This window comes from Methylobacterium sp. Leaf104, from assembly GCF_001422885.1.
Classification (GTDB): domain Bacteria; phylum Pseudomonadota; class Alphaproteobacteria; order Rhizobiales; family Beijerinckiaceae; genus Methylobacterium.
In genome coordinates, this window is the sequence record NZ_LMMZ01000034.1 from 265527 (window position 1) to 284332 (window position 18806).

Sequence of the window (18806 nt, forward strand, 5' to 3'; positions counted from 1 at the left end):
ACAGGCCGTTAATTCACATCGTACAGAGCGATCGATCAGTCGATTGCACGATAGCCACGTTCTAATACGTATCGACTGATGATACCTGGATCATTGTGCATCTATATTGCTGAAACGCGTCATTTTTATCGTGATCGGTAAGTATGTCCGCGGTCTTCGCACGATTTCGAAACGTCCATCACGAGGGACGATGCCGATCCGCGTGTATTGGCCGGCCGACGCCCGGAGCGGAAGAACCCTCGCTTCCATGGCGACGGCGAGTTCGACCCGGCCGGCCGGTCGTCGCGCCCGGTCTGTCCGATTCGAGATCGGGCTCTGCCGGCCCGGATCCAATCCGATACGCTCAGGCCGCGCCGGATCGTGCGATCGCGCCGAGACGAGATCTGGCCCCGATCAGTCCTGCCGATCCAGCGCCGCGACGATGGCCTCCAGGGCGGTCTTCAGCCCCTCCTCCACGGTCGGATGATAGAAGGGCCGATCGAGGAGGGTCCGCGCGGTCAGCCCGTCCTCGATGGCGAGAGCGAGGAACTGGGCGAGGTGCTCGCAGGCCGGCCCGAGCATCTCGGCGCCCGTCAGGGTGCCGCTGCGATCGGCCTGCAGCCGCAGCGCGCCGGCATTCTCGGCCATGATGCGGGCCCGGCCCTGATTGCCGAAATCCACCGTGCCGAGGACCCTGCCCGCATCCGCGGGATCGTAGGCCTCGCCGACGCTGGCCGCCTGGGGCTCGGTGAAGACCATGGCGAGGCGGGTCCAGGGCCGGGGCGACGCGACGGCCGCCCGGCTCGAGGCGAGGAGACGCGCGGCGTTGGCGCCGGCGATCCGGCCCTGGCGCGCGGCCTCGTGCAGCACCGGCCGGTCGGCATTGGCGTCGCCCGCGATGAAGATCGGCGCGCCGGCGCAGAGCAGGCTGCGTGGATCGAAGTCCGGCAGGCCGTGATCGTCGAGGCGCAGGCCCGCTTCGGCGAGGCCGAGATGCCGGACGTTGGGCGGCCGTCCCGCCGCCGCGAGGACCCGGGCGAAGGTGCCCGTGGCGCGGGTTCCGGCCTCGTCCGTCCAGGTCAGGCGCACGCCGTCTCCCGCGCGGGCGCCCGCCTCCACCGTGCAGCCGAGGCGGAGGCACATCTCTTCGCCGAAGAGGCGGCGGGCCTCGGCGGCGAGGCCGTCGTCGCGCAGGCCGGCGAGATGCGTGCCCGGATCGAACAGGGTGACGGCGACCCCGAGCCGGGCCATGGCCTGCGCCAGTTCGAGGCCGACGGCGCCGCCGCCGAGCACGGCGAGGGTCTCCGGCAGGTCGGCGATCTCGAACAGCGTGTCGCTGGTGAGCAGCCGGTCGCCGAGGTCGCGCAGGGGCTCCGGCACGGCCGGGCTCGATCCGGTGGCGACGACCGCGGCGCGGAAGCGGAGGGTGGTGTGGTCGTCCACCGCCAGGGTGTCGGCACCGCTGAAGCGGGCGCGCCCGGCGATGCGGCGCTCTGCGGGAATGGCGTCGATCTTCTCGAACACCCCGGCCACGAAGCGGTCGCGCTCGCGCCGGACCCGCTCCAGCACGCGGCGGCCGTCCACCCGCACCGGGCCGGCCTCGATGCCGAAGACGCCGGCGTGGCGCGCCGCGTGCGCGGCGTTGGCGGCGGTGATCAGCAGCTTCGAGGGCATGCAGCCCACCCGGGCGCAGGTGGTGCCGCCGGGGCCGGCCTCGATCAGGACGGCGTCGGCGCCGCCGTCGCGGGCGGCGTGGAAGGCGGCGAGGCCGGCGGTGCCGGCGCCGATCACGGCGATGTCACAGGATCTCTCGCGCATCGCGACGGCTCTCGGGTTCGCGCCTCACGACCCCGGCCACCGGAATCGCGGGCCAACCCGCAGGGTTCGGCGAACGTTCCTGTCTGCGGCAACCCGCCCGTCAGTCGGGCTCGGCGAGCAGGCCCTCGACGAAGGACGTCAGGCCGGTGCGGCGGGCGCGCTTCAGCCGCTCGGCGATCAGGATGCCCTCCAGGGAGCGGAAGGCGTCGTCGAGGTCGTCGTTGACGATGACGTAGTCGTATTCGCTCCAGCGCTGGATCTCCAGCCGGGCGTTGGCGAGGCGCTTCTCGATGGTGTCGGGGGAATCCTCGGCCCGGCGCTCGAGGCGGTGGCGCAGTTCGGCCAGCGACGGCGGTAGGATGAACACCGTCACCACGTCCTCGGTGAGCTTGGCCCGCACCTGCCGGGTGCCCTGGTAGTCGATGTCGAAGATCATGTCCCGGCCGGCGCCCAGCACCTTCTCCACGGGCTTGCGCGGGGTGCCGTAGAAATTGCCGTGCACCTCGGCCCATTCGAGCAGGTTGTCGGCGCCGCGCAGGGCGTCGAAGGCCTCGCGGTCGATGAAGTTGTAGTGCTTCCCGTCGATCTCCGAGGGGCGGCGCTGCCGGGTCGTCACCGAGATCGAGAGGTCGAGCCCCCATTTCGGATCGGCGGCGACGGCCCGGGTCAGGGTGGTCTTCCCCGCGCCCGAGGGCGAGGACAGGATGAGGATGAACCCGCGCCGCGCGATCGCCCCGGCATGCGTCGTCAATGCGTCGCGCATCTCTCGAAAAACCTATTCGACGTTCTGAACCTGCTCCCGGAATTGCTCCACCACGGCCTTCAAGTCGAGTCCGATCCGCGAGAGCGCGATGTCATTCGCCTTGGCGCAGAGGGTATTGGCCTCGCGCCCGAGCTCCTGGGCCAGGAAGTCGAGCTTGCGGCCGATGGCGCCGCCCGCGGCCAGCAGCTCGGCCGCGGCGCCGAGATGGGCCTGGAGCCGGTCGAGCTCCTCGCGCACGTCGGCCTTGGCGGCCAGCAGCACCGCCTCCTGGTGCAGGCGGTCGGGATCGAGGGTGCCGGCCTCCAGCAGCGTCGCGACGGTGGCGGACAGGCGCGCCTTGACCGCCTCCGGCCTGCGGGCCGGGCAGGCCTCGGCGGCGGCGGTGAGCCGGGCCATCTCGGCGAGCTGGCCCTCGATCACCGCGAGGAGCGCCCGTCCCTCGGCCCGGCGCGCCTCGACGAGATCGGCCACGAGGCGGATCACCCCCTCGGCGAGGTCGCGGGCCAGGGCCTCCGCGTCGGCGCCCGGCTCCTCGTCGGCTTCGATGACCCCGCGGATGCCGAGGAGCCCGTCGAGGGTGGCGGGCGCCAGCCCCTCGGGCCGGGGCACGCGGGCGATGGCGGCGGCGAGCTGGCCGAGCAGCGCCTCGTTGATGCGCACGCGGGGCGCCGCCTCCGGCCGGGTCAGGTTGAGGGAGAGCTGGCACTGGCCGCGGGCCAGGGTCTTCTGCAGGGCGGTGCGGGCGACCTCGCCGACGGCGTCGTAGCCGTTCGGCACCCGCAGGCGCACGTCGAGCCCGCGCCCGTTCACGCTGCGGACCTCCCAGGCCCATTGCACCGGCCCGGTGGTGCCCGCCGCCCGAGCGAAGCCCGTCATGCTGGAGAGGATCATGGCTGTCTTCGCGTTCGTCCCGCCCCCTGTGGGGAGGCGCTCGGGATGGGGAGGGTCGGGCGATTCTACGGGAGCGGAGGCCGGCGGCGCCAGCCCCGGCTCTGCCCGGTGGAACGGCACACCGTCATGCCGCGGCGCGGCAGGCGAGCCTGGAGCCAAAGGGGCGCGCCGGCGGCGGGCGATCCGGAGCCGCCGACGGTGCGAGGCCCTGGCCCACCTGTGTGTCCGGATCCCGGGCTCCGCTACGCGGCTCCGGGACGACGGGGCGGGTCGTCCGGTTTCGTGGGCGGACGCTACGGCTGCTTGAGCACCGGCACGGTCTTGGGCGAGTTCAGGTCGAAGGTCTTGTTGCGCAGGGGGTCGAGGCGGGTGCCCTCCGAGGCGTCGAAGGCCTTCGGCCGGTTGGCGCCGCCCTCCGGGGTCGCGGCCATGTTGGTGCCCTCGGGGGCGTAGGCCGAGGCGGTGCCGGGGACGGCGGGGGCGCCCGGCGGGTCGGCCTTGTCGACCACCGCGTCCGGCGTCGGCGTCTGGCGGGCGCGCTCGACCTGGCGCCAGCGGGCGACGTTGCGCGAATGGCCCTCCAGGGTCTCGGCGAAGGCGTGGCCGCCGGTGCCGTCGGCCACGAAGAACAGGTCCTTGGTGCGCGAGGGGTTGGCCACCGCCTCCAGGGCGGCCCGGCCCGGGTTGGCGATGGGGCCCGGGGGCAGGCCCTCGATCACGTAGGTGTTGTAGGGCGTCGCGCGCTCGATCTCGGCGCGCTGGATGCCGCGCCCGAGGGTGCCGCGCCCGCCGACCAGCCCGTACACGATGGTCGGGTCCGACTGCAGCTTCATGCGCTTGTTCAGGCGGTTGACGAACACCCCGGCGACCCGGGGCCGCTCGTCGGCCCGGCCGGTCTCCTTCTCGACGATGGAGGCCAGGGTCACCATCTCGGCCGGCGTCTTCACCGGAATCTCGGCCGAGCGGCGCAGCCAGATCTGGTTCAGCACCTCGCGCTGCTTGGCGCGCATCAGGTTGACGATCTGCTGGCGGGTGGCGCCGCGCTCGAACTTGTAGGTGTCGGGCAGGAGCGAGCCCTCGGGCGGGATCTCGTTGACGTCGCCGGTGAGCACGTCGTTGTCGTTGAGGCGCGTCACGATCTGCTCGGAGGTCAGCCCTTCCGGGAAGGTGATGGCGTGCTGCACCTGACGGCCGGAGGCCAGGGTGTCGATGGCCTCGCCGATGCTGGCATGGGCCTTGAACGTGTACTCGCCGGCCTTGAGCGCCTTGCCCGAGAAGCGGGCGGCCCATTCGAACAGGGCGGTGTGGGTGATGACGCCCTCGCGGGAGAGCGCCTCGGCGATCTCGGTGGTGCCGCTGCGGGGCGGGATGACCACGACCTTGTCGGCGGGCAGCGGCCCCGGCTCCTTGGTCTGGCGCTCGAACAGGGTCACGCCGATCATCACGGCGATGGCCAGAACGACCGAGGCGGTGAGCAGGCCGGAGATGCGGGCGAGCAGCCCGCCGCGCTCACGGACCGGACGGTCGGGCGGCGGCGGCGCGGCGGTGGGCTTGATCGCCTCGCTGGGGCTGCGGGGCGACAGGCGGTTGGGCAGGGCCGGCTCGTCGGAGGCGATCGGCGCGGGCGCCGGGGTTTTGTCGCGCTTGCGGAAGAACATGGACATCCTGTTCGGGCCTCAGGTCCCCGCCCCGGCCGCCGCCGGAGTGTTGGGGAATCCGCGCGCCCGAGTCGAGGGGGTGGGCGCACGGGACGGCCATCTTGGCGCGCGAACTTGGTGGGTTTTGTGGCGAAACGTCGGTGGCTACTGCCGAAACCAATCGGCCGCTGGGTGCAGGATAAAAGTCAATCTAAAGTGCACTCATATTTTTGATGCGCATGGACCTTCTTGATCAAATCGACTGCAAGATGTGAATATTTCGGCGTATAGGATTTTTTACCTGTTTTAACACGGCAATGGTATTTATTATCACTAGCTTTAATGTCAACTCCCGTCTCTTTCTTGATTTGTAGGATCATTTTATTTATTGGATTCCAACTTTTATATCCAAGCATTTCCGCAATTTGTGTAATAACAAATGGATATTGAGCGTTCATATTATCCGACTGAGTGATGCCCAATAATGTCGGAAGCTCAGAGTCTAATTCAGCCACACGCTCCAGAACTTCGTAATTTACATTCACTTGACCCTTCGGAATATCATTGCGAATTAGTTTAAAAGCTCGCGCAGCTAAGGCGCGAACTAGTTTTGTATTTACAGATTTAAGCTCTCCGTCGACGGCTAAAGATCGAAATATCCAATCAAAGCTGTCGGTGACTATTGCTTTGACACGGAAATTTTGCCCATTTGAGGCAATCAGATGTTCGCTCTGCAAATCTGTTTTTTCAGCTGCTAATGCGTCCCATTTAACATAATAAATATTTCGGATTGTACCGCTATCCGAAGAAATAATTTTTCCAACATTCTCTATTATTGCTTGGATATTTGGATCTTGAAATCCATATCCAAATATAAATATAGGATGCTCGATAAAATAGGTAAGCAATTTAGCTGAAAGATATTGCTTTCTATCAACAAATGTCTTGTAGTCGTCCTCGGTAAGGACCATAGTTTCAGGCTCTGAGACAGAGCCATGAATCTTGTATATCTCACCAAAGCTATAACTATTGTATTTTAAAACATTTTCTCCAACTATTGCTTCATAACCTTCAAATAGATGCTCAAGAAGCGTATCATAATTTGTCGTGATAACTGCGTGTGGGCGGATTTTCTTGAAGTACTCGATCTCCTCGCTGTATGGAGACGTACTCAAGCTGGAGGGCATAAGCTTAATTAAGTGATCGGCAAGCATGTGTTTAATAAAAATATTGCCATTATCAGCTGATGAGAATAATTGAGACGGAAATTTATTCTTGCCGCCCTTCCAAGCCCAGTCATGAACGCGCTGCGATATTAAAGAGCCGATTTTGATGGTATCGCCATCATGTTTTTGTACATAGTATTGATAGTCTGGCCCTTGATCATCTATCTGCTTAACGCAAAATCGAAGCGCATCGTGCCAACTTGGAGCACTAAAATACCTTCTCGAAAGACCTGCGCCTACGAACAGTATAGGTTGGCACTGATATCGCGAAATGAGATCCTTGATCTCTAGTGAAATGCGCGTCTTATATTCATCGTAATTGGTCGAGTAGGACATGGCCGCCCAGAGTGTTCTTCGCGAACAAGGATGCGACGACCGTAATTTAATTAATCAATGAATCGGACGAACGGTTTTCGTGATCCACATGAAATTTTAGACAGAATTGCAGAAAACCAATCGTCAAGCTCTCATCAATCAATCCACCCGCCGCATGACCAAGCTCGCGTTCGTCCCCCCAAACCCGAACGAATTCGACAGCACCGTATCCACCCGCTTGCGCTTGGCCTCGTGTGGCACGAGGTCGATCGCGGTCTCGACGGAGGGGTTGTCGAGGTTGAGGGTCGGGGGCAGGATGCCGTCGCGGATGGCCAGGATCGAGAAGATCGCTTCCACGGAGCCGGCGGCGCCCAGAAGGTGGCCGATCGAGGACTTGGTGGAGGACATGGAGGCGCGGCCCGCGTGGTCGCCCAGCAGGCGCTCCACGGCCTTCAGCTCCAGCTCGTCGCCCATGGGCGTCGAGGTGCCGTGGGCGTTGATGTAGTCGAGGTCCGAGGCCCGGATGCCGGCGCGCTTCACGGCGGCGCTCATGCAGCGGAAGGCGCCGTCGCCGTCCGGGGCCGGCGAGGTGATGTGGTAGGCGTCGCCGGTGAGGCCGTAGCCGATCACCTCGGCGTAGATCCGGGCGCCGCGGGCCTTGGCGTGCTCGTACTCCTCGAGCACGACGACGCCGGCGCCCTCGCCCATCACGAAGCCGTCGCGGTCGCGGTCGTAGGGGCGCGAGGCCCGGGTCGGGTCGTCGTTGAAGCCGGTGGAGAGGGCGCGGCAGGCGGCGAAGCCCGCGAGCGCGAGGCGGTTCACCGGCGATTCGGCGCCGCCCGCCACCATGACGTCGGCATCGCCGAACTGGATCAGCCGGGCCGCGTCGCCGATGGCGTGGGCGCCGGTGGAGCAGGCCGTCACCACCGCGTGGTTCGGGCCCTTGAGGCCGTGCGCGATCGAGATCTGGCCGGAGGCCAGGTTGATGATGCGGCCGGGAATGAAGAAGGGAGAGATGCGGCGCGGACCCTTGTCGTGCAGGGTCACCGAGGCGTCGTAGATGCCGCCGATGCCGCCGATGCCGGAGCCGACCATGACGCCGGTGGCGCACTGGTCCTCGTAGCGCGTCGGGTGCCAGTCGGCGTCGTTCAGGGCCTCGCCGGCGGCCGCCATCGCGTAGACGATGAACGGATCGACCTTGCGCTGCTCCTTCACCTCCATGAAGGCGTCGGGATTGAAGCTGCCCTCGGAGCCGTCGCCGAAGGGCACGGAACACGCGATGCGGCAGGCCAGGTCGTCGACGGGGAATGCCGTCACGACCTTGGCGGCCGATTCGCCGGCGATCAACCGGCTCCAGGTGGCTTCGACCCCGCTGGCCAGCGGCGTCACCATCCCCAAGCCCGTCACCACTACCCGACGCATCGCGCTATCCCGAACCGGTCCTGTCATCACAACGAATGGCGCGCGGGGTCCGTTTCACGAGACCCCGCTGGCGCGCGACCCGTGGCCTTAAGCGGAGTTCTTCTCGAGGAACTTCACCGCATCGCCGACCGTCTGGATGGTCTCGGCGGCATCGTCGGGGATCTCGACGTTGAACTCTTCCTCGAACGCCATCACGAGCTCGACGGTGTCGAGGCTGTCGGCGCCGAGATCATCGATGAAGTTCGCGCCCTCGACCACCTTCTCCGGCTCAACGCCGAGGTGCTCGACAACGATCTTCTTCACGCGCTCAGCGATATCGCTCATCGGTCTTGGTCCTTAGCTCTTCAAGGTCGTGATGGTGCAAGGATCTTGTTGGTGAAGAGTCTTGCTGGTGGAAGGTCGGTGAAGGTGCCGTGGCCGCCGTCCCGTCCCCGGGACTGGCTGTTCGGATTGAGCGGCCGGTGTGTTCGATCGCGCGTTTCGGGCAAGTCACCGTACTTGTCCAGTCAGTGACCCACGTTTTTCAAACATCCGCAACACGCTGAATCGGCACCCCCCTCGCACGGCAGCCGGGGTGTTAACACAGGGTTCCGACGCTGGCGAGAGCCTGTTCACAACCCGTTCATCGCTGTGGCCTTTTCGAGCCAATCGCCCGTTTTTTGGGCTGTGCGGTGCAGCGAGACGGGGGCGCCGGCGCCTCAGTACATCGCCATGCCGCCGTTCACGTGCAGGGTCTGGCCGGTGACGTAGGCCGCCTCGTCGGAGGCGAGGTAGATCGCGGCCGCGGCGATGTCGGTGCCGGTGCCGAGCCGCCCCATCGGCACGCGCCCGAGGATGCCCTCGCGCTGCTTGTCGTTGAGGGCATCGGTCATCGGCGAGGTGATGAAGCCCGGCGCGATGCAGTTGACGGTGAGGTTGCGGGTGGCGACCTCGGCCGCCAGCGCCTTGGTCATGCCGACGAGGCCCGCCTTGGCGGCGGCATAGTTCACCTGGCCCGGGTTGCCGGTGGCGCCCACCACCGAGCCGATGTTCACGATGCGGCCGTGGCGGCGCTTCATCATGCCCTTCACGGCCGCCCGCGAGAGCCGGAACGCCGCCGAGAGGTTGACGGCGATCACCGCGTCCCACTCGTCGTCCTTCATCCGCAGCACGAGGTTGTCGCGGGTGATGCCGGCATTGTTCACCAGGATGTCGAGGCCGCCGAGCGCCGCCTCCGCCGCCGGCACCAGGGCCTCCACCGAGGCCTTGTCGGAGAGGTCGCCCGGCACGACGTGGACGCGCTCCCCGCCGAGCTCCGCCGCGAAGGCCTCCAGGGCCGCCTGGCGGGTGCCCGAGACGGCGAGGGTCGCCCCCTGCGCGTGCAGGCCCCGCGCGATGGCGCCGCCGAGGCCGCCGGTGGCGCCGGTGACGAGGGCCTTGCGGCCGGTCAGGTCGAACATGGGCTTTCCTGTGGTTCAGCCGAAGGCGGGGAAGGACGCGATGTCGTCGGGGGTGCCGACCGCGCTGGCCGCGGCGCCCGGCGCAATTCGCTTGACGAGTCCGGTGAGCACCTTGCCGGTGCCGATCTCGCTGAACTGGTCGATTCCGGCGGCGGCCATGGCGGCGATGCATTCGCGCCAGCGCACGGTGCCGGTGACCTGGGCGACCAGCGCCTCGCGGATCGCGGCCGGATCGGTGACGGGGCCGGCCAGAACGTTGGCGTAGACCGGCACCACGGGGCTGTGCATCGCGACCTCGACAAGCGCTCTCTGCATACGAGCGGCGGCCGGCGCCATCAGCGAGCAGTGGAACGGGGCCGAGACGTTGAGCATGACGGCCCGCTTGATCCCGCGCGACGGGGCCAGCGCCACCGCGCGCTCGACCGCGGCCCGCTCGCCGGAGAGCACCACCTGGCCGCCGCCATTGTCGTTGGCGACCTCGCAGACCGCGCCCTCGGCGGCGTCCGCGGCGATCGCCTGGGCGGCCTCGGCATCGGCCCCGATCAGGGCCGCCATGGCGCCGGCCCCGGGGGCCACCGCGTCCTGCATGGCGCTGCCGCGAATGCGCAGCAGCCGGGCGGCATCCGCGATGGAGAAGGTGCCGGCGGCGGCGAGCGCGGTGTACTCGCCCAGCGAATGCCCGGCGACGCAGGCCACGTCGCGCTTCAGATCGAGGCCGCGCTCGGCCTCCAGCACCCGCAGCGTCGCGAGGCTCGCCGCCATCAGGGCCGGCTGGGCGTTGGCCGTGAGCGTCAGTTCCTCCACCGGCCCCTCGAACATCAGGCGCGAGAGCGGCTGGCCCAGGGCCTCGTCGACCTCCGCGAACACGTCGCGGGCCTGGTGGAAGTGCTCGGCCAGCGCCCGCCCCATGCCGACCGCCTGGCTGCCCTGGCCCGGGAAGATGCAAGCGCGCGCCATGTGGTGTCCTCGTCGTCGGGCCGGGGTTCCCCAGGCTGGAAGGGCGGCGCAGTCGCACCGCCCGCCCCCTGTGTCAACATGGCACCGCAGCGACGCGGAGCGCCTTCAGCTCTCGTCGCAGAAGTCGACCGTGCCGGAATCGAACCTGTCGGAGGCCCCGACGATCCGCAGCTTACCGGCCTCCAGCCGATCCAGCAGCGACGGTTCGGAGGCGCTGCGCAGGCGCTCCACCACGCGATTGACGTTGGCGCGCATGCAGTTCCCGGTGAAGTCGCCCGGTTTGTCGCGCTGCGACAGCACCGCGGGCACGATCGGCTCGATCATCCGCCCGATCGAGCCCTTGAAGACGATGTTGTGCGGCGAATGGAGCGCGAATTGCCGGAGGATCGTCGAACGTGCGCAACGGGATAGACAGGCCACGGCGCTTGTTGCCCGACGTCAAGGGGTGTATGAGGCGGGCTCAGCCCAGAAATTCCGTCCGAGGAAGGAGCCGTCCGCCATGGCTCGCGTCACCGTTGAAGACTGCATCGACAAGGTCGAGAACCGCTTCGAGCTGGTTCTGCTGGCCAGCCACCGTGCCCGCCTGCTCGCCGCGGGTGCCCCGCTGACGATCGACCGCGACCGCGACAAGAATCCCGTCTGCGCCCTGCGCGAGATCGGCGACGAGACGATCACCGCGGACGACCTCAAGGAACAGCTCATCCACTCGATGCAGAAGTACGTCGAGGTCGACGAGCCCGAGGCCGAGACCGTGCCGCTCCTGTCGAGCTCGCCCGCCGCCGCTGCGGTGGCTCCGCCCTCGTCGAGCGACGACAGCGCGGTTCAGTTCGACCGCATGAGCGAGGAAGACCTCCTGCGTGGCCTCGAGAATCTCGCTCCGCCCACCGAGACGGACGACGAGGCCGAGTAGACCGCTTCCGACCCGATCGGTCATTCGAAGAACCCGGCCTCCGAGCCGGGTTTTTTCGTTTCCGTGGCCCGAATCGCGGCTGATGCGACGCCGTGGGGCTGGCGTGCTTGCGTGCGATGCGGGACACATCAGGGAGCGGGTCCGGGACCGGACCCGCCGCGCGTGAAAGGGTCTTCCGGCGGATGATGCGCCAATACGAACTTGTCGAGCGGGTGAAGCGCTACAATCCCGCGGCGAACGAGGCCCTGCTCAACCGCGCCTATGTCTACGCCATGCGTGCTCATGGCACGCAGAAGCGCGCCTCGGGCGATCCGTTCTTCGCCCATCCCCTCGAGGTCGCCGGAATTCTCACCGACCTCCGGCTCGACGACGCCACCATCGTCGCTGCGGTGCTGCACGACACCGTGGAGGACACGGCCGCCACCCTCGACGAGATCCGCGAGCTGTTCAGCCCGGAAATCGGCGCCCTGGTGGACGGCCTGACCAAGCTGAAGCGCCTCGATCTCGTCTCGAAGCGCGCGGCGCAAGGCGAAAACTTCCGCAAGCTGCTCCTGGCGGTGGCCGCCGATGTCCGCGTGCTCCTCGTCAAGCTCGCCGACCGACTGCACAACATGCGCACGCTCCATCACATGAGAGCGGACAAGCGCGAGCGCATCGCGGAGGAGACCCTCGACATCTACGCGCCGCTCGCCGGCCGCATGGGCATGCAGGAACTGCGCGAGGAATTGGAAGACCTCGCGCTCCGGAACCTCAAACCGGAGATCTACGCCACCATCGAACAGCGCCTTGCCGACCTCTCGGCGAAGTCCGAGCGCCTCGTGGAGAGCATCGAGCACGATCTGACCGCGAAGCTCTCGGCGCAAGGCATCAAGGCCGTCGTCAGGGGACGCCAGAAGCGGCCCTACTCGATCTCGGCCAAGATGGAGCGCAAGTCCGTCGCCTTCGAGCAGCTGTCGGACATCTTCGGCTTCCGGGTCGTGGTCGAGACGCTGGCCGATTGCTACGGCGCGCTCGGCGTCGTCCATACGAGCTGGCCGATGGTTCCGGGCCGGTACAAGGACTACATCTCGACGCCGAAGCAGAACGACTACCGCTCGATCCACACCACGGTGATCGGCCCGAAGAGCCAGCGCGTCGAGCTGCAGATCCGCACCGCCGCCATGGACGAGATCGCCGAGTACGGCATCGCGGCCCACGCCCACTACAAGGAGAGCGGCGGCAAGGACGAGATCGGCGGCGGACATCCCCGCCTCGCGACCGAGAGCGGCGCCTATCAGTGGCTGCGCCGAACGATCGAACTTCTGGCCGAGGGCGATAGCCCGGAGGAGTTCCTGGAGCACACGAAGCTCGAACTCTTTCAGGACCAGGTGTTCTGCTTCACCCCGAAGGGGCGCCTGATCGCTCTGCCCCGCGGCGCGACCCCGATCGATTTCGCCTACGCCGTCCATACCGACGTCGGAAACACGGCAGTGGGTGCCAAGATCAACGGCCGCATGGCGCCGCTGCTGCACGAACTGGTCAACGGCGACGAAGTCGAGATCGCCCGCTCGGACGGTGCCTCACCACCCGCGGCATGGGAATCTCTGGTGGTCACCGGCAAGGCGCGCGCTGCGATCCGGCGGGCGACCCGCTCCGCGGTGCGGCGCCAATATGCCGGCCTCGGCCGCCAGATTCTCGACCGTGCCTTTGAGCGGGCGGCCAAGAGCTTTTCCGAGGACAAGCTGCGCGGTGCGCTTCCGCGCCTCGCCCGCCAGAGCACCGAGGACGTGTTCGCCGCGGTCGGGCGCGGCGAGATGTTCTCCGGCGATGTCGTGCGGGCAGTCTATCCGGACCATAAGGACGAGCGCCGCAGTGCTCCGGCGCCCCTGCCGCAGCCGGCCTCCACGGACGGCGCCGGGCGCCTCAGCCTCGCGAAGGATCAGACCATGCGCCTGACCTTCCCGGAAGGGGCGGGTACGGACCACGGCCGATCGGACGGCATCCCGATCCGCGGGCTCGACAGCGACCTACCGGTCAGCTTCGCACCCAACGGTGGTGCCGTGCCTGGCGACCGCATCGTCGGCATCCTCACCCCCGGGGTCGGCGTCACGATCTACCCGATCCAGTCGGCGGCCCTGGCCGCCTTCGACAACGAGCCCGACCGCTGGCTCGACGTGCGCTGGGACGTCGAGGCCGGGACCAGCGAGCGCTTCCCGGCGCGCCTCGCCCTGCAGTCGATCAATGAACCCGGCGTTCTCGCGCAGATCGCTCAGGTCATCGCCGACCATGACGGCAACATCGACAACGTCTCGATGAAGCGAAAGACGCAAGACTTTACCCAGATCGTCATCGACCTCTCGGTCTGGGACTTGAAGCACCTGAACGCGATCGTGTTCGAGCTTCGTGGCAAGCGGACTGTCAACAAGGTCGAGCGGGTGAACGGGTAGGGCCGGCCGTCGTTGCGGAAGGACCCAGCCTCGGCCCGGCGCTGCCCAGGCCCCGCGCGACCCGCCGGCTGCTTCACTTCCGTCGCATGACCAGGTTTACATCTATTGCGCGCAAACCCGGGATACAGGAATTCCTTGGTTGCAGATCGGAGTCGCGCCAGTAAGAACGACGCGAAATATTATTCTCAAGTCAGCAAAATTTGACTTTTCGCGACGCCGAGCCTTAATCAATCAGAAGGTATTGCAGTCGACATATCAGGGCTGAACGATCAGACCGCAGACTTTTGCGACGCTCGATTTTCCATAATTTCTGCAGCGAGTCCGAGCGAAACAGGCAAAAACTGATCACGCCGCCATAATCATTTCAAATATTCATTCTTTTTCCTCCTGTTAAGTGGATTTTTCGATGAGCGCACAACAGCGCAGCGCCCTGTTTATCGATGGCGCCAATCTCTATGCGGCAACGAAAGCACTCGGCTTCGATATAGACTACAGAAGACTCCTGAGGGAATTCCAATCACGAGATTCGCTGCTCAGGGCCTTCTACTACACCGCAATCGTCGAAGATCAGGAATATTCCTCGATCCGTCCGTTGATCGACTGGCTCGACTACAACGGCTTTCGGGTCGTCACCAAGCCTGCCAAGGAATTCGTCGACTCGATGGGTCGGCGGAAGGTGAAGGGCAACATGGACATCGAGTTGGCGATCGATGCGCTGGAACTCGCTCCTCACATCGACCACATGGTGCTGTTCTCCGGTGACGGAGACTTCCGCTCCCTAGTGGAGGCGATGCAGCGCCGCGGCGTCCGGGTCACCGTCGTCAGCACGATCCAAACGCAGCCCGCGATGATTGCGGACGACCTTCGGCGGCAGGCGGACGAGTTCGTCGACCTGGCGCATTTGATCTCGCGGATCGGCCGCGATCCCGGCGAGCGGGCGTCGCGCGGCCCGGACAACCGGAACAACGGCGATACCGGGACCCGTTCCCGCGGCGAGACGCCGGAACGTTCGGCGCGCCCGAGCCCGGCACTGGAAAGCCGCTACGGCATCCGCCAGGACGACGAGCCGGTGGGCTCGTGAGACTCCCGTCCTCCGGGGTCAGCCCTTGTCGCGCATGATCCGGGCGCGGTCGCGCTGCCAGTCGCGCTCCTTCGAAGCCTCGCGCTTGTCGTGGAGCTTCTTGCCGCGGCCGAGGCCGAGCTCGATCTTGGCCCGGCCGCGCTCGTTGAAATAGATCTTCAGCGGCACGACGGTGAAGCCCTCGCGCTGAGTGGCGCCGATCAGCTTGTTGATCTGCTTGCGGTGGAGCAGCAGTCGGCGCGGTCGCTTGGTCTCGTGGTTGAAGCGGTTCGCCTCGACGTATTCCGGGATGTAGGCGTTGAACAGCATCAGGTCGGTGCCGGACGGACCGGCATAGGCCTCCCCGATGGTCGCCTTGCCCTTGCGCAGGGATTTGACCTCGGTCCCCGTCAGGGCGAGCCCGGCCTCCAGCGTATCGGTGATCTCGTAGTGGTAGCGGGCGGCGCGGTTGTCGGCGACGACGCGGCGGTTCGATTCGGGTTTGGGAGCCATCACAACGTCGGGTCAGGCCGGTCGCGCCATCGCGACCGGGCCGAGGGATATGGTTCTGCGCGGACCGCTTTGCCAGACGGGCTCAGGCGTCGAGAAGGCCCGCGTGACGCAGGGCGGCATCGACGAGCGCCTTCGTCTCCGCGCTGACCGTGAGGAGCGGCAGCCGCACCTCGTCGGTCATCAGGCCGAGGCGTGCGAGGGCATACTTCGCCGGTGACGGATTCGGCTCCACGAACATGCTGGCATGCAGCGGCATCAGCCGATCCTGGATCTGCAGCGCCTTGGCGTAATTGCCGCCGAGTGTCGCGTCCTGCAGGTCGGCGCAAAGCCGGGGCGCCACGTTCGACACGACCGAGATGCAGCCGCAGCCGCCATGGGCGTTGAAGCCCAGAGCGGTCGCATCTTCACCGGAAAGCTGGATGAAGTCTTCACCCATGGCCTGACGCTGCAGGCTGACGCGGTCGAGCTTGGCCGTCGCATCCTTCACGCCGGCGATGTTCTTGAGCTCGTAAAGGCGCGCCATCGTTTCGACGCTCATGTCGACGATGGAACGCCCAGGAATGTTGTACAGGATGATCGGAATGCCGATGGCGTCGTTCACGGCCTTGAAGTGCGCGTAGAGGCCGGCCTGGGTCGGTTTGTTGTAGTACGGCGTGACCACGAGCACGGCATCGGCTCCGGCCCTCTCGGCGTGGCGCGCGCGCTCCACGGCCTCGGCGGTGGAGTTCGAGCCGGCGCCGGCAATCACGGGCACGCGGCCGGCGGCCTCCTCAATGCAGATCTCGACCACGCGGTCGTGTTCGGCATGGCTCAGGGTCGGACTCTCGCCGGTGGTGCCAGTGGGAACGAGCCCGTGGATGCCTTCAGCGATCTGCCAGTTCACGAATTTGCGGAAGGCCGCCTCGTCGAAGGCTCCGTCCTTGAACGGAGTCACGAGGGCGGTCATCGCGCCCCTGAGGCGTCGTGTGGAGGTCTCGGTCATCCTGGCGTTCCCAGCCGTCGGTCTCGTCATGGGCCGGTGTTCCGGCAGCGGCACCGCTTCGCGCGGACGGGCAGACATAGGCCCTCGCCCCCACCGGCGCAAACGCTGCTTTTACGGGGTTAATGCCTTCTTAATGCCCTCTGGGTGAGCTTGAAGGCCTGTCCACGGTGATGGGACTGGAAGAACCATGGTGTTCTCGACGCAGCGCGCAGCCCTGATGCTGGCCTTCAGCCTGGTTTCGGCCGGAGCCATCGCGGCCTCCTCCGGCCCGGAGGCGGATGCCCCGAGCCTACGCCCGGCCAGCGACGCGGTGGCCCCCTCCTCCGCCCTCCCGGAGGCCAAGGTCGCAGACCCGACGGCGGCAGATGCCCTGAAGATCGAGGCGAAGTCGCCCGAGGCCGCGCCGAGCCAGGGCCTCCCCGCTGCCGCGAAGGCCTACGCCTCGGCCGATCCCGAGGCCGGAATTGCCTTTCCGATGCCGGACGCCACCGTCTCCCCGGCGGCGCCCGTCCCGGAAGTGCCCGACTTGAGCCGGGCGGCGCAGGTGGCGCCCGAGATCGACTTGCCGGCTCTGCGCCAGGCGATCGACGCCTATCGCAAGGGGCGTGTCTCCGAGGGCGACCGGCTGCGGGACGGCTTCAAGGATCCGGCGGCGCGCGCCCTCCTCGAATGGGTGGCGATCCGGGCTGGGGCCGGCATCGGCTTCGAGCGCACGGTCGCGTTCACCCGCAGCAATCCGGACTGGCCGGCCGGCCCCCTCCTTCGGCGCCGAGCCGAGGAGGCCCTGCTCACCGAGCGTCGCAATCCTGCAACCGTGAGAGCCTTCTTCGCCGCCTCGCGGCCCGCGAGTGCGCCGGGCAAGTTCGCCCTGGCGCTGGCCTCCAAGGCGGACGGCCTCGACGAGGACGCCGCGGCCCTGGTCCGCGACCTGTGGCGTTCCGAGACTTTCGGCCGAAATCTCGAGGCGAAGGTCCTCGACGCCTTTCCGACGACCCTGACGCGGATCGACCACCGCTACCGGATGGAGCGCGCGCTGCTGAAGGAGGATTACGACACCGCCGGTCGGGCCGCGACCTTGGCCGGCGGCAGCTACGCGACCCTGGTTCGCGCCCGCCGGGCCGTCGAGGACAAGAGTTCGGCGGCCCCCTCCGCCCTCAACGCGGTCCCCCCGTCCCTGCGGAGCGATTCGTCCTACATCCTGTCGCGGGCGCAGTACCTGCGCCGGCACGACAAGTTCGCTGAAGCGGCCGCGATGCTCGCCACGGCACCCTCGAATCCTGACGTCCTGGTCGACGGCGACGAGTGGTGGGTCGAGCGCCGAATCGTCGCGCGCAAGCTCATCGACAGCAACGACCCGGGCGCCGCCTACGCGGTGGCCCGCGCGCCCTGCGCCCGCACCGTCGAGAAGCGGATCGAGGCCGAATTCCACGCCGGCTGGATCGCGCTGCGGTTCCAGGACGACGCCGCCAAGGCGGCGCTGCACTTCGCCGAAGCGGCCCGGATCGCCGAAACACCGATCTCCCTGGCCCGCACCGCCTACTGGCAGGGCCGCGCCGCCGAGGCCCTCGGCCAGGCCGAGGCCGCCAAGGCCTTCTACGAGCGCGCCGCCCTCCAGCCGATCGCGTATTACGGACAGCTGGCGCGGACGAAGCTCGGACGCTCCAGCCTGTCGCTGCGCAGCATCCCTGCGCTCGATACCGCCCAACAGGCCGCTTTCGATCAGCGCCTCTATGTCCGGGCCCTGAAGATGCTCGAGGCGGCTGCGATCCGCGACCTGGCCCTGCCCCTCTACATCGACACCGCCAACCGCCTCACCGATGCGGCCGAGCTGGAAGCGCTCGGAAACGTCGCCGCCGAGCAGCGCAACTCCCGCGCCCTGGTGGCCATCGGCAAGATCGCTGTCCAGCGCGGTCTGCCCCTCGACGCGCATGCCTACCCGACCATCGGCATCCCGAACTACGAGGCCTCCTCCGCCGTGCCCCTCGTGGAGAAGGCGATGGTCTTCGCCATCGCTCGGCAGGAAAGCCAGTTCGACCCGCAGGCCCAGTCCAGCGTCGGCGCACGCGGCTTGATGCAGATGATGCCGGCCACCGCCCAGCGCACCGCGCGCCGGGTCAGCGCGAGCTTCGACACCGACCGTCTGACAAGCGACCCCGCCTACAATGCCCGTCTTGGGCAGGCCCATCTCGGCGAGTTGATGGAAGATTGGCGCGGCTCGTACATCCTCGCCTTCGCTTCATACAATGCCGGCGGCGGCAACGTGAAGAAGTGGATCGACGCCTACGGCGACCCGCGCAAGGGCGGAGTCGATCCAATCGACTGGGTCGAGCGCATCCCCTTCACCGAGACGCGCAACTACGTTCAGCGGGTGATGGAGAACCTGCAAGTCTACCGCAATCGCCTCGACGGCAAGAGCGCCCTCCTCATCGATGGCGACCTTCAGCGCGGAGCGCGCTGAAGGTCGCGTG

At 67.0% G+C, this 18806-nt stretch carries 16 protein-coding genes; 4 read left to right on the forward strand and 12 right to left on the reverse strand.

Annotation, left to right across the window (positions count from 1 at the left end; translation table 11 throughout):
- Positions 1-393: 393 nt before the first annotated feature.
- From ASF49_RS16520 to ASF49_RS16560, 10 genes are all read right to left on the reverse strand, one after another.
- On the reverse strand, positions 394-1797 hold the full coding sequence (locus tag ASF49_RS16520; protein ID WP_056475197.1) for a dihydrolipoyl dehydrogenase: 1404 nt from the start codon (positions 1795-1797) through the stop codon (positions 394-396).
- Positions 1798-1897: 100 nt separating this feature from the next.
- Positions 1898-2560 carry a guanylate kinase gene (gmk, locus tag ASF49_RS16525; protein WP_056475199.1) on the reverse strand — a complete coding sequence of 221 codons (663 nt, stop codon included), beginning with the start codon at positions 2558-2560 and terminating at the stop codon, positions 1898-1900.
- Between the two features lie 12 nt (positions 2561-2572).
- A complete protein-coding gene (locus ASF49_RS16530) occupies positions 2573-3451 on the reverse strand; it encodes a YicC/YloC family endoribonuclease (protein ID WP_056475202.1) in 879 nt (292 codons plus the stop codon).
- A 293-nt stretch (positions 3452-3744) separates the two neighbouring features.
- Positions 3745-5109: an endolytic transglycosylase MltG gene (gene mltG, locus ASF49_RS16535; RefSeq protein ID WP_056475205.1), complete on the reverse strand. Its 1365-nt coding sequence runs from the start codon at positions 5107-5109 to the stop codon at positions 3745-3747.
- 185 nt (positions 5110-5294) lie between these two features.
- On the reverse strand, positions 5295-6650 hold the full coding sequence (locus ASF49_RS23255; RefSeq protein ID WP_082511377.1) for an SIR2 family NAD-dependent protein deacylase: 1356 nt from the start codon (positions 6648-6650) through the stop codon (positions 5295-5297).
- A 138-nt stretch (positions 6651-6788) separates the two neighbouring features.
- Entirely contained in the window at positions 6789-8051 is a 1263-nt protein-coding gene (fabF, locus tag ASF49_RS16540) for a beta-ketoacyl-ACP synthase II (RefSeq protein WP_056475208.1), read from the reverse strand.
- Between the two features lie 87 nt (positions 8052-8138).
- Complete coding sequence (locus ASF49_RS16545) at positions 8139-8375, reverse strand: acyl carrier protein (RefSeq protein ID WP_018044468.1); 237 nt, start codon at positions 8373-8375, stop codon at positions 8139-8141.
- A gap of 374 nt (positions 8376-8749) precedes the next feature.
- The gene (gene fabG / locus ASF49_RS16550; RefSeq protein WP_056475210.1) at positions 8750-9490 is read right to left on the reverse strand and encodes a 3-oxoacyl-[acyl-carrier-protein] reductase; all 741 of its coding nucleotides are present in this window, start codon (positions 9488-9490) and stop codon (positions 8750-8752) included.
- Between the two features lie 15 nt (positions 9491-9505).
- Positions 9506-10447, reverse strand: a complete 942-nt coding sequence (gene fabD, locus ASF49_RS16555; protein ID WP_056475212.1) for an ACP S-malonyltransferase — start codon at positions 10445-10447, stop codon at positions 9506-9508.
- A 105-nt stretch (positions 10448-10552) separates the two neighbouring features.
- Complete coding sequence (locus tag ASF49_RS16560; protein ID WP_056475215.1) at positions 10553-10771, reverse strand: hypothetical protein; 219 nt, start codon at positions 10769-10771, stop codon at positions 10553-10555.
- Between the two features lie 175 nt (positions 10772-10946).
- Between ASF49_RS16560 and rpoZ the strand changes: the two genes are divergently transcribed.
- From rpoZ to ASF49_RS16575, 3 genes are all read left to right on the forward strand, one after another.
- Positions 10947-11357 carry a DNA-directed RNA polymerase subunit omega gene (gene rpoZ / locus ASF49_RS16565; protein ID WP_056211011.1) on the forward strand — a complete coding sequence of 137 codons (411 nt, stop codon included), beginning with the start codon at positions 10947-10949 and terminating at the stop codon, positions 11355-11357.
- Between the two features lie 182 nt (positions 11358-11539).
- On the forward strand, positions 11540-13783 hold the full coding sequence (locus ASF49_RS16570) for a RelA/SpoT family protein (protein ID WP_056475218.1): 2244 nt from the start codon (positions 11540-11542) through the stop codon (positions 13781-13783).
- A gap of 406 nt (positions 13784-14189) precedes the next feature.
- The gene (locus ASF49_RS16575) at positions 14190-14864 is read left to right on the forward strand and encodes a LabA-like NYN domain-containing protein (RefSeq protein ID WP_056475221.1); all 675 of its coding nucleotides are present in this window, start codon (positions 14190-14192) and stop codon (positions 14862-14864) included.
- Positions 14865-14882: 18 nt separating this feature from the next.
- On the opposite strand, the gene smpB is transcribed toward ASF49_RS16575, so the two are convergent.
- Positions 14883-15356, reverse strand: coding sequence for an SsrA-binding protein SmpB (gene smpB, locus ASF49_RS16580; RefSeq protein ID WP_055957959.1), 474 nt, complete (start codon positions 15354-15356; stop codon positions 14883-14885).
- Positions 15357-15438: 82 nt separating this feature from the next.
- Positions 15439-16338, reverse strand: a complete 900-nt coding sequence (dapA, locus tag ASF49_RS16585; RefSeq protein ID WP_056475224.1) for a 4-hydroxy-tetrahydrodipicolinate synthase — start codon at positions 16336-16338, stop codon at positions 15439-15441.
- Positions 16339-16525: 187 nt separating this feature from the next.
- Between dapA and ASF49_RS16590 the strand changes: the two genes are divergently transcribed.
- On the forward strand, positions 16526-18796 hold the full coding sequence (locus ASF49_RS16590; RefSeq protein WP_056475228.1) for a lytic transglycosylase domain-containing protein: 2271 nt from the start codon (positions 16526-16528) through the stop codon (positions 18794-18796).
- The last annotated feature ends 10 nt before the right edge of the window (positions 18797-18806 follow it).

Excerpts from the sequence above, each read along its gene's own strand:
- fabD (WP_056475212.1), bottom strand. The coding sequence starts at position 10,447 with ATGGCGCGCGCTTGCATCTTCCCGGGCCAGGGCAGCCAGGCGGTCGGC.
- ASF49_RS16545 (WP_018044468.1), bottom strand. The coding sequence starts at position 8,375 with ATGAGCGATATCGCTGAGCGCGTGAAGAAGATCGTTGTCGAGCACCTC.
- smpB (WP_055957959.1), bottom strand. The coding sequence starts at position 15,356 with ATGGCTCCCAAACCCGAATCGAACCGCCGCGTCGTCGCCGACAACCGC.
- ASF49_RS16590 (WP_056475228.1), top strand. The coding sequence starts at position 16,526 with ATGGTGTTCTCGACGCAGCGCGCAGCCCTGATGCTGGCCTTCAGCCTG.
- ASF49_RS16560 (WP_056475215.1), bottom strand. The coding sequence starts at position 10,771 with ATGATCGAGCCGATCGTGCCCGCGGTGCTGTCGCAGCGCGACAAACCG.
- fabG (WP_056475210.1), bottom strand. The coding sequence starts at position 9,490 with ATGTTCGACCTGACCGGCCGCAAGGCCCTCGTCACCGGCGCCACCGGC.
- dapA (WP_056475224.1), bottom strand. The coding sequence starts at position 16,338 with ATGACCGAGACCTCCACACGACGCCTCAGGGGCGCGATGACCGCCCTC.
- fabF (WP_056475208.1), bottom strand. The coding sequence starts at position 8,051 with ATGCGTCGGGTAGTGGTGACGGGCTTGGGGATGGTGACGCCGCTGGCC.
- mltG (WP_056475205.1), bottom strand. The coding sequence starts at position 5,109 with ATGTTCTTCCGCAAGCGCGACAAAACCCCGGCGCCCGCGCCGATCGCC.
- gmk (WP_056475199.1), bottom strand. The coding sequence starts at position 2,560 with ATGCGCGACGCATTGACGACGCATGCCGGGGCGATCGCGCGGCGCGGG.
- ASF49_RS16520 (WP_056475197.1), bottom strand. The coding sequence starts at position 1,797 with ATGCGCGAGAGATCCTGTGACATCGCCGTGATCGGCGCCGGCACCGCC.
- rpoZ (WP_056211011.1), top strand. The coding sequence starts at position 10,947 with ATGGCTCGCGTCACCGTTGAAGACTGCATCGACAAGGTCGAGAACCGC.
- ASF49_RS16570 (WP_056475218.1), top strand. The coding sequence starts at position 11,540 with ATGATGCGCCAATACGAACTTGTCGAGCGGGTGAAGCGCTACAATCCC.
- ASF49_RS16530 (WP_056475202.1), bottom strand. The coding sequence starts at position 3,451 with ATGATCCTCTCCAGCATGACGGGCTTCGCTCGGGCGGCGGGCACCACC.
- ASF49_RS16575 (WP_056475221.1), top strand. The coding sequence starts at position 14,190 with ATGAGCGCACAACAGCGCAGCGCCCTGTTTATCGATGGCGCCAATCTC.
- ASF49_RS23255 (WP_082511377.1), bottom strand. The coding sequence starts at position 6,650 with ATGTCCTACTCGACCAATTACGATGAATATAAGACGCGCATTTCACTA.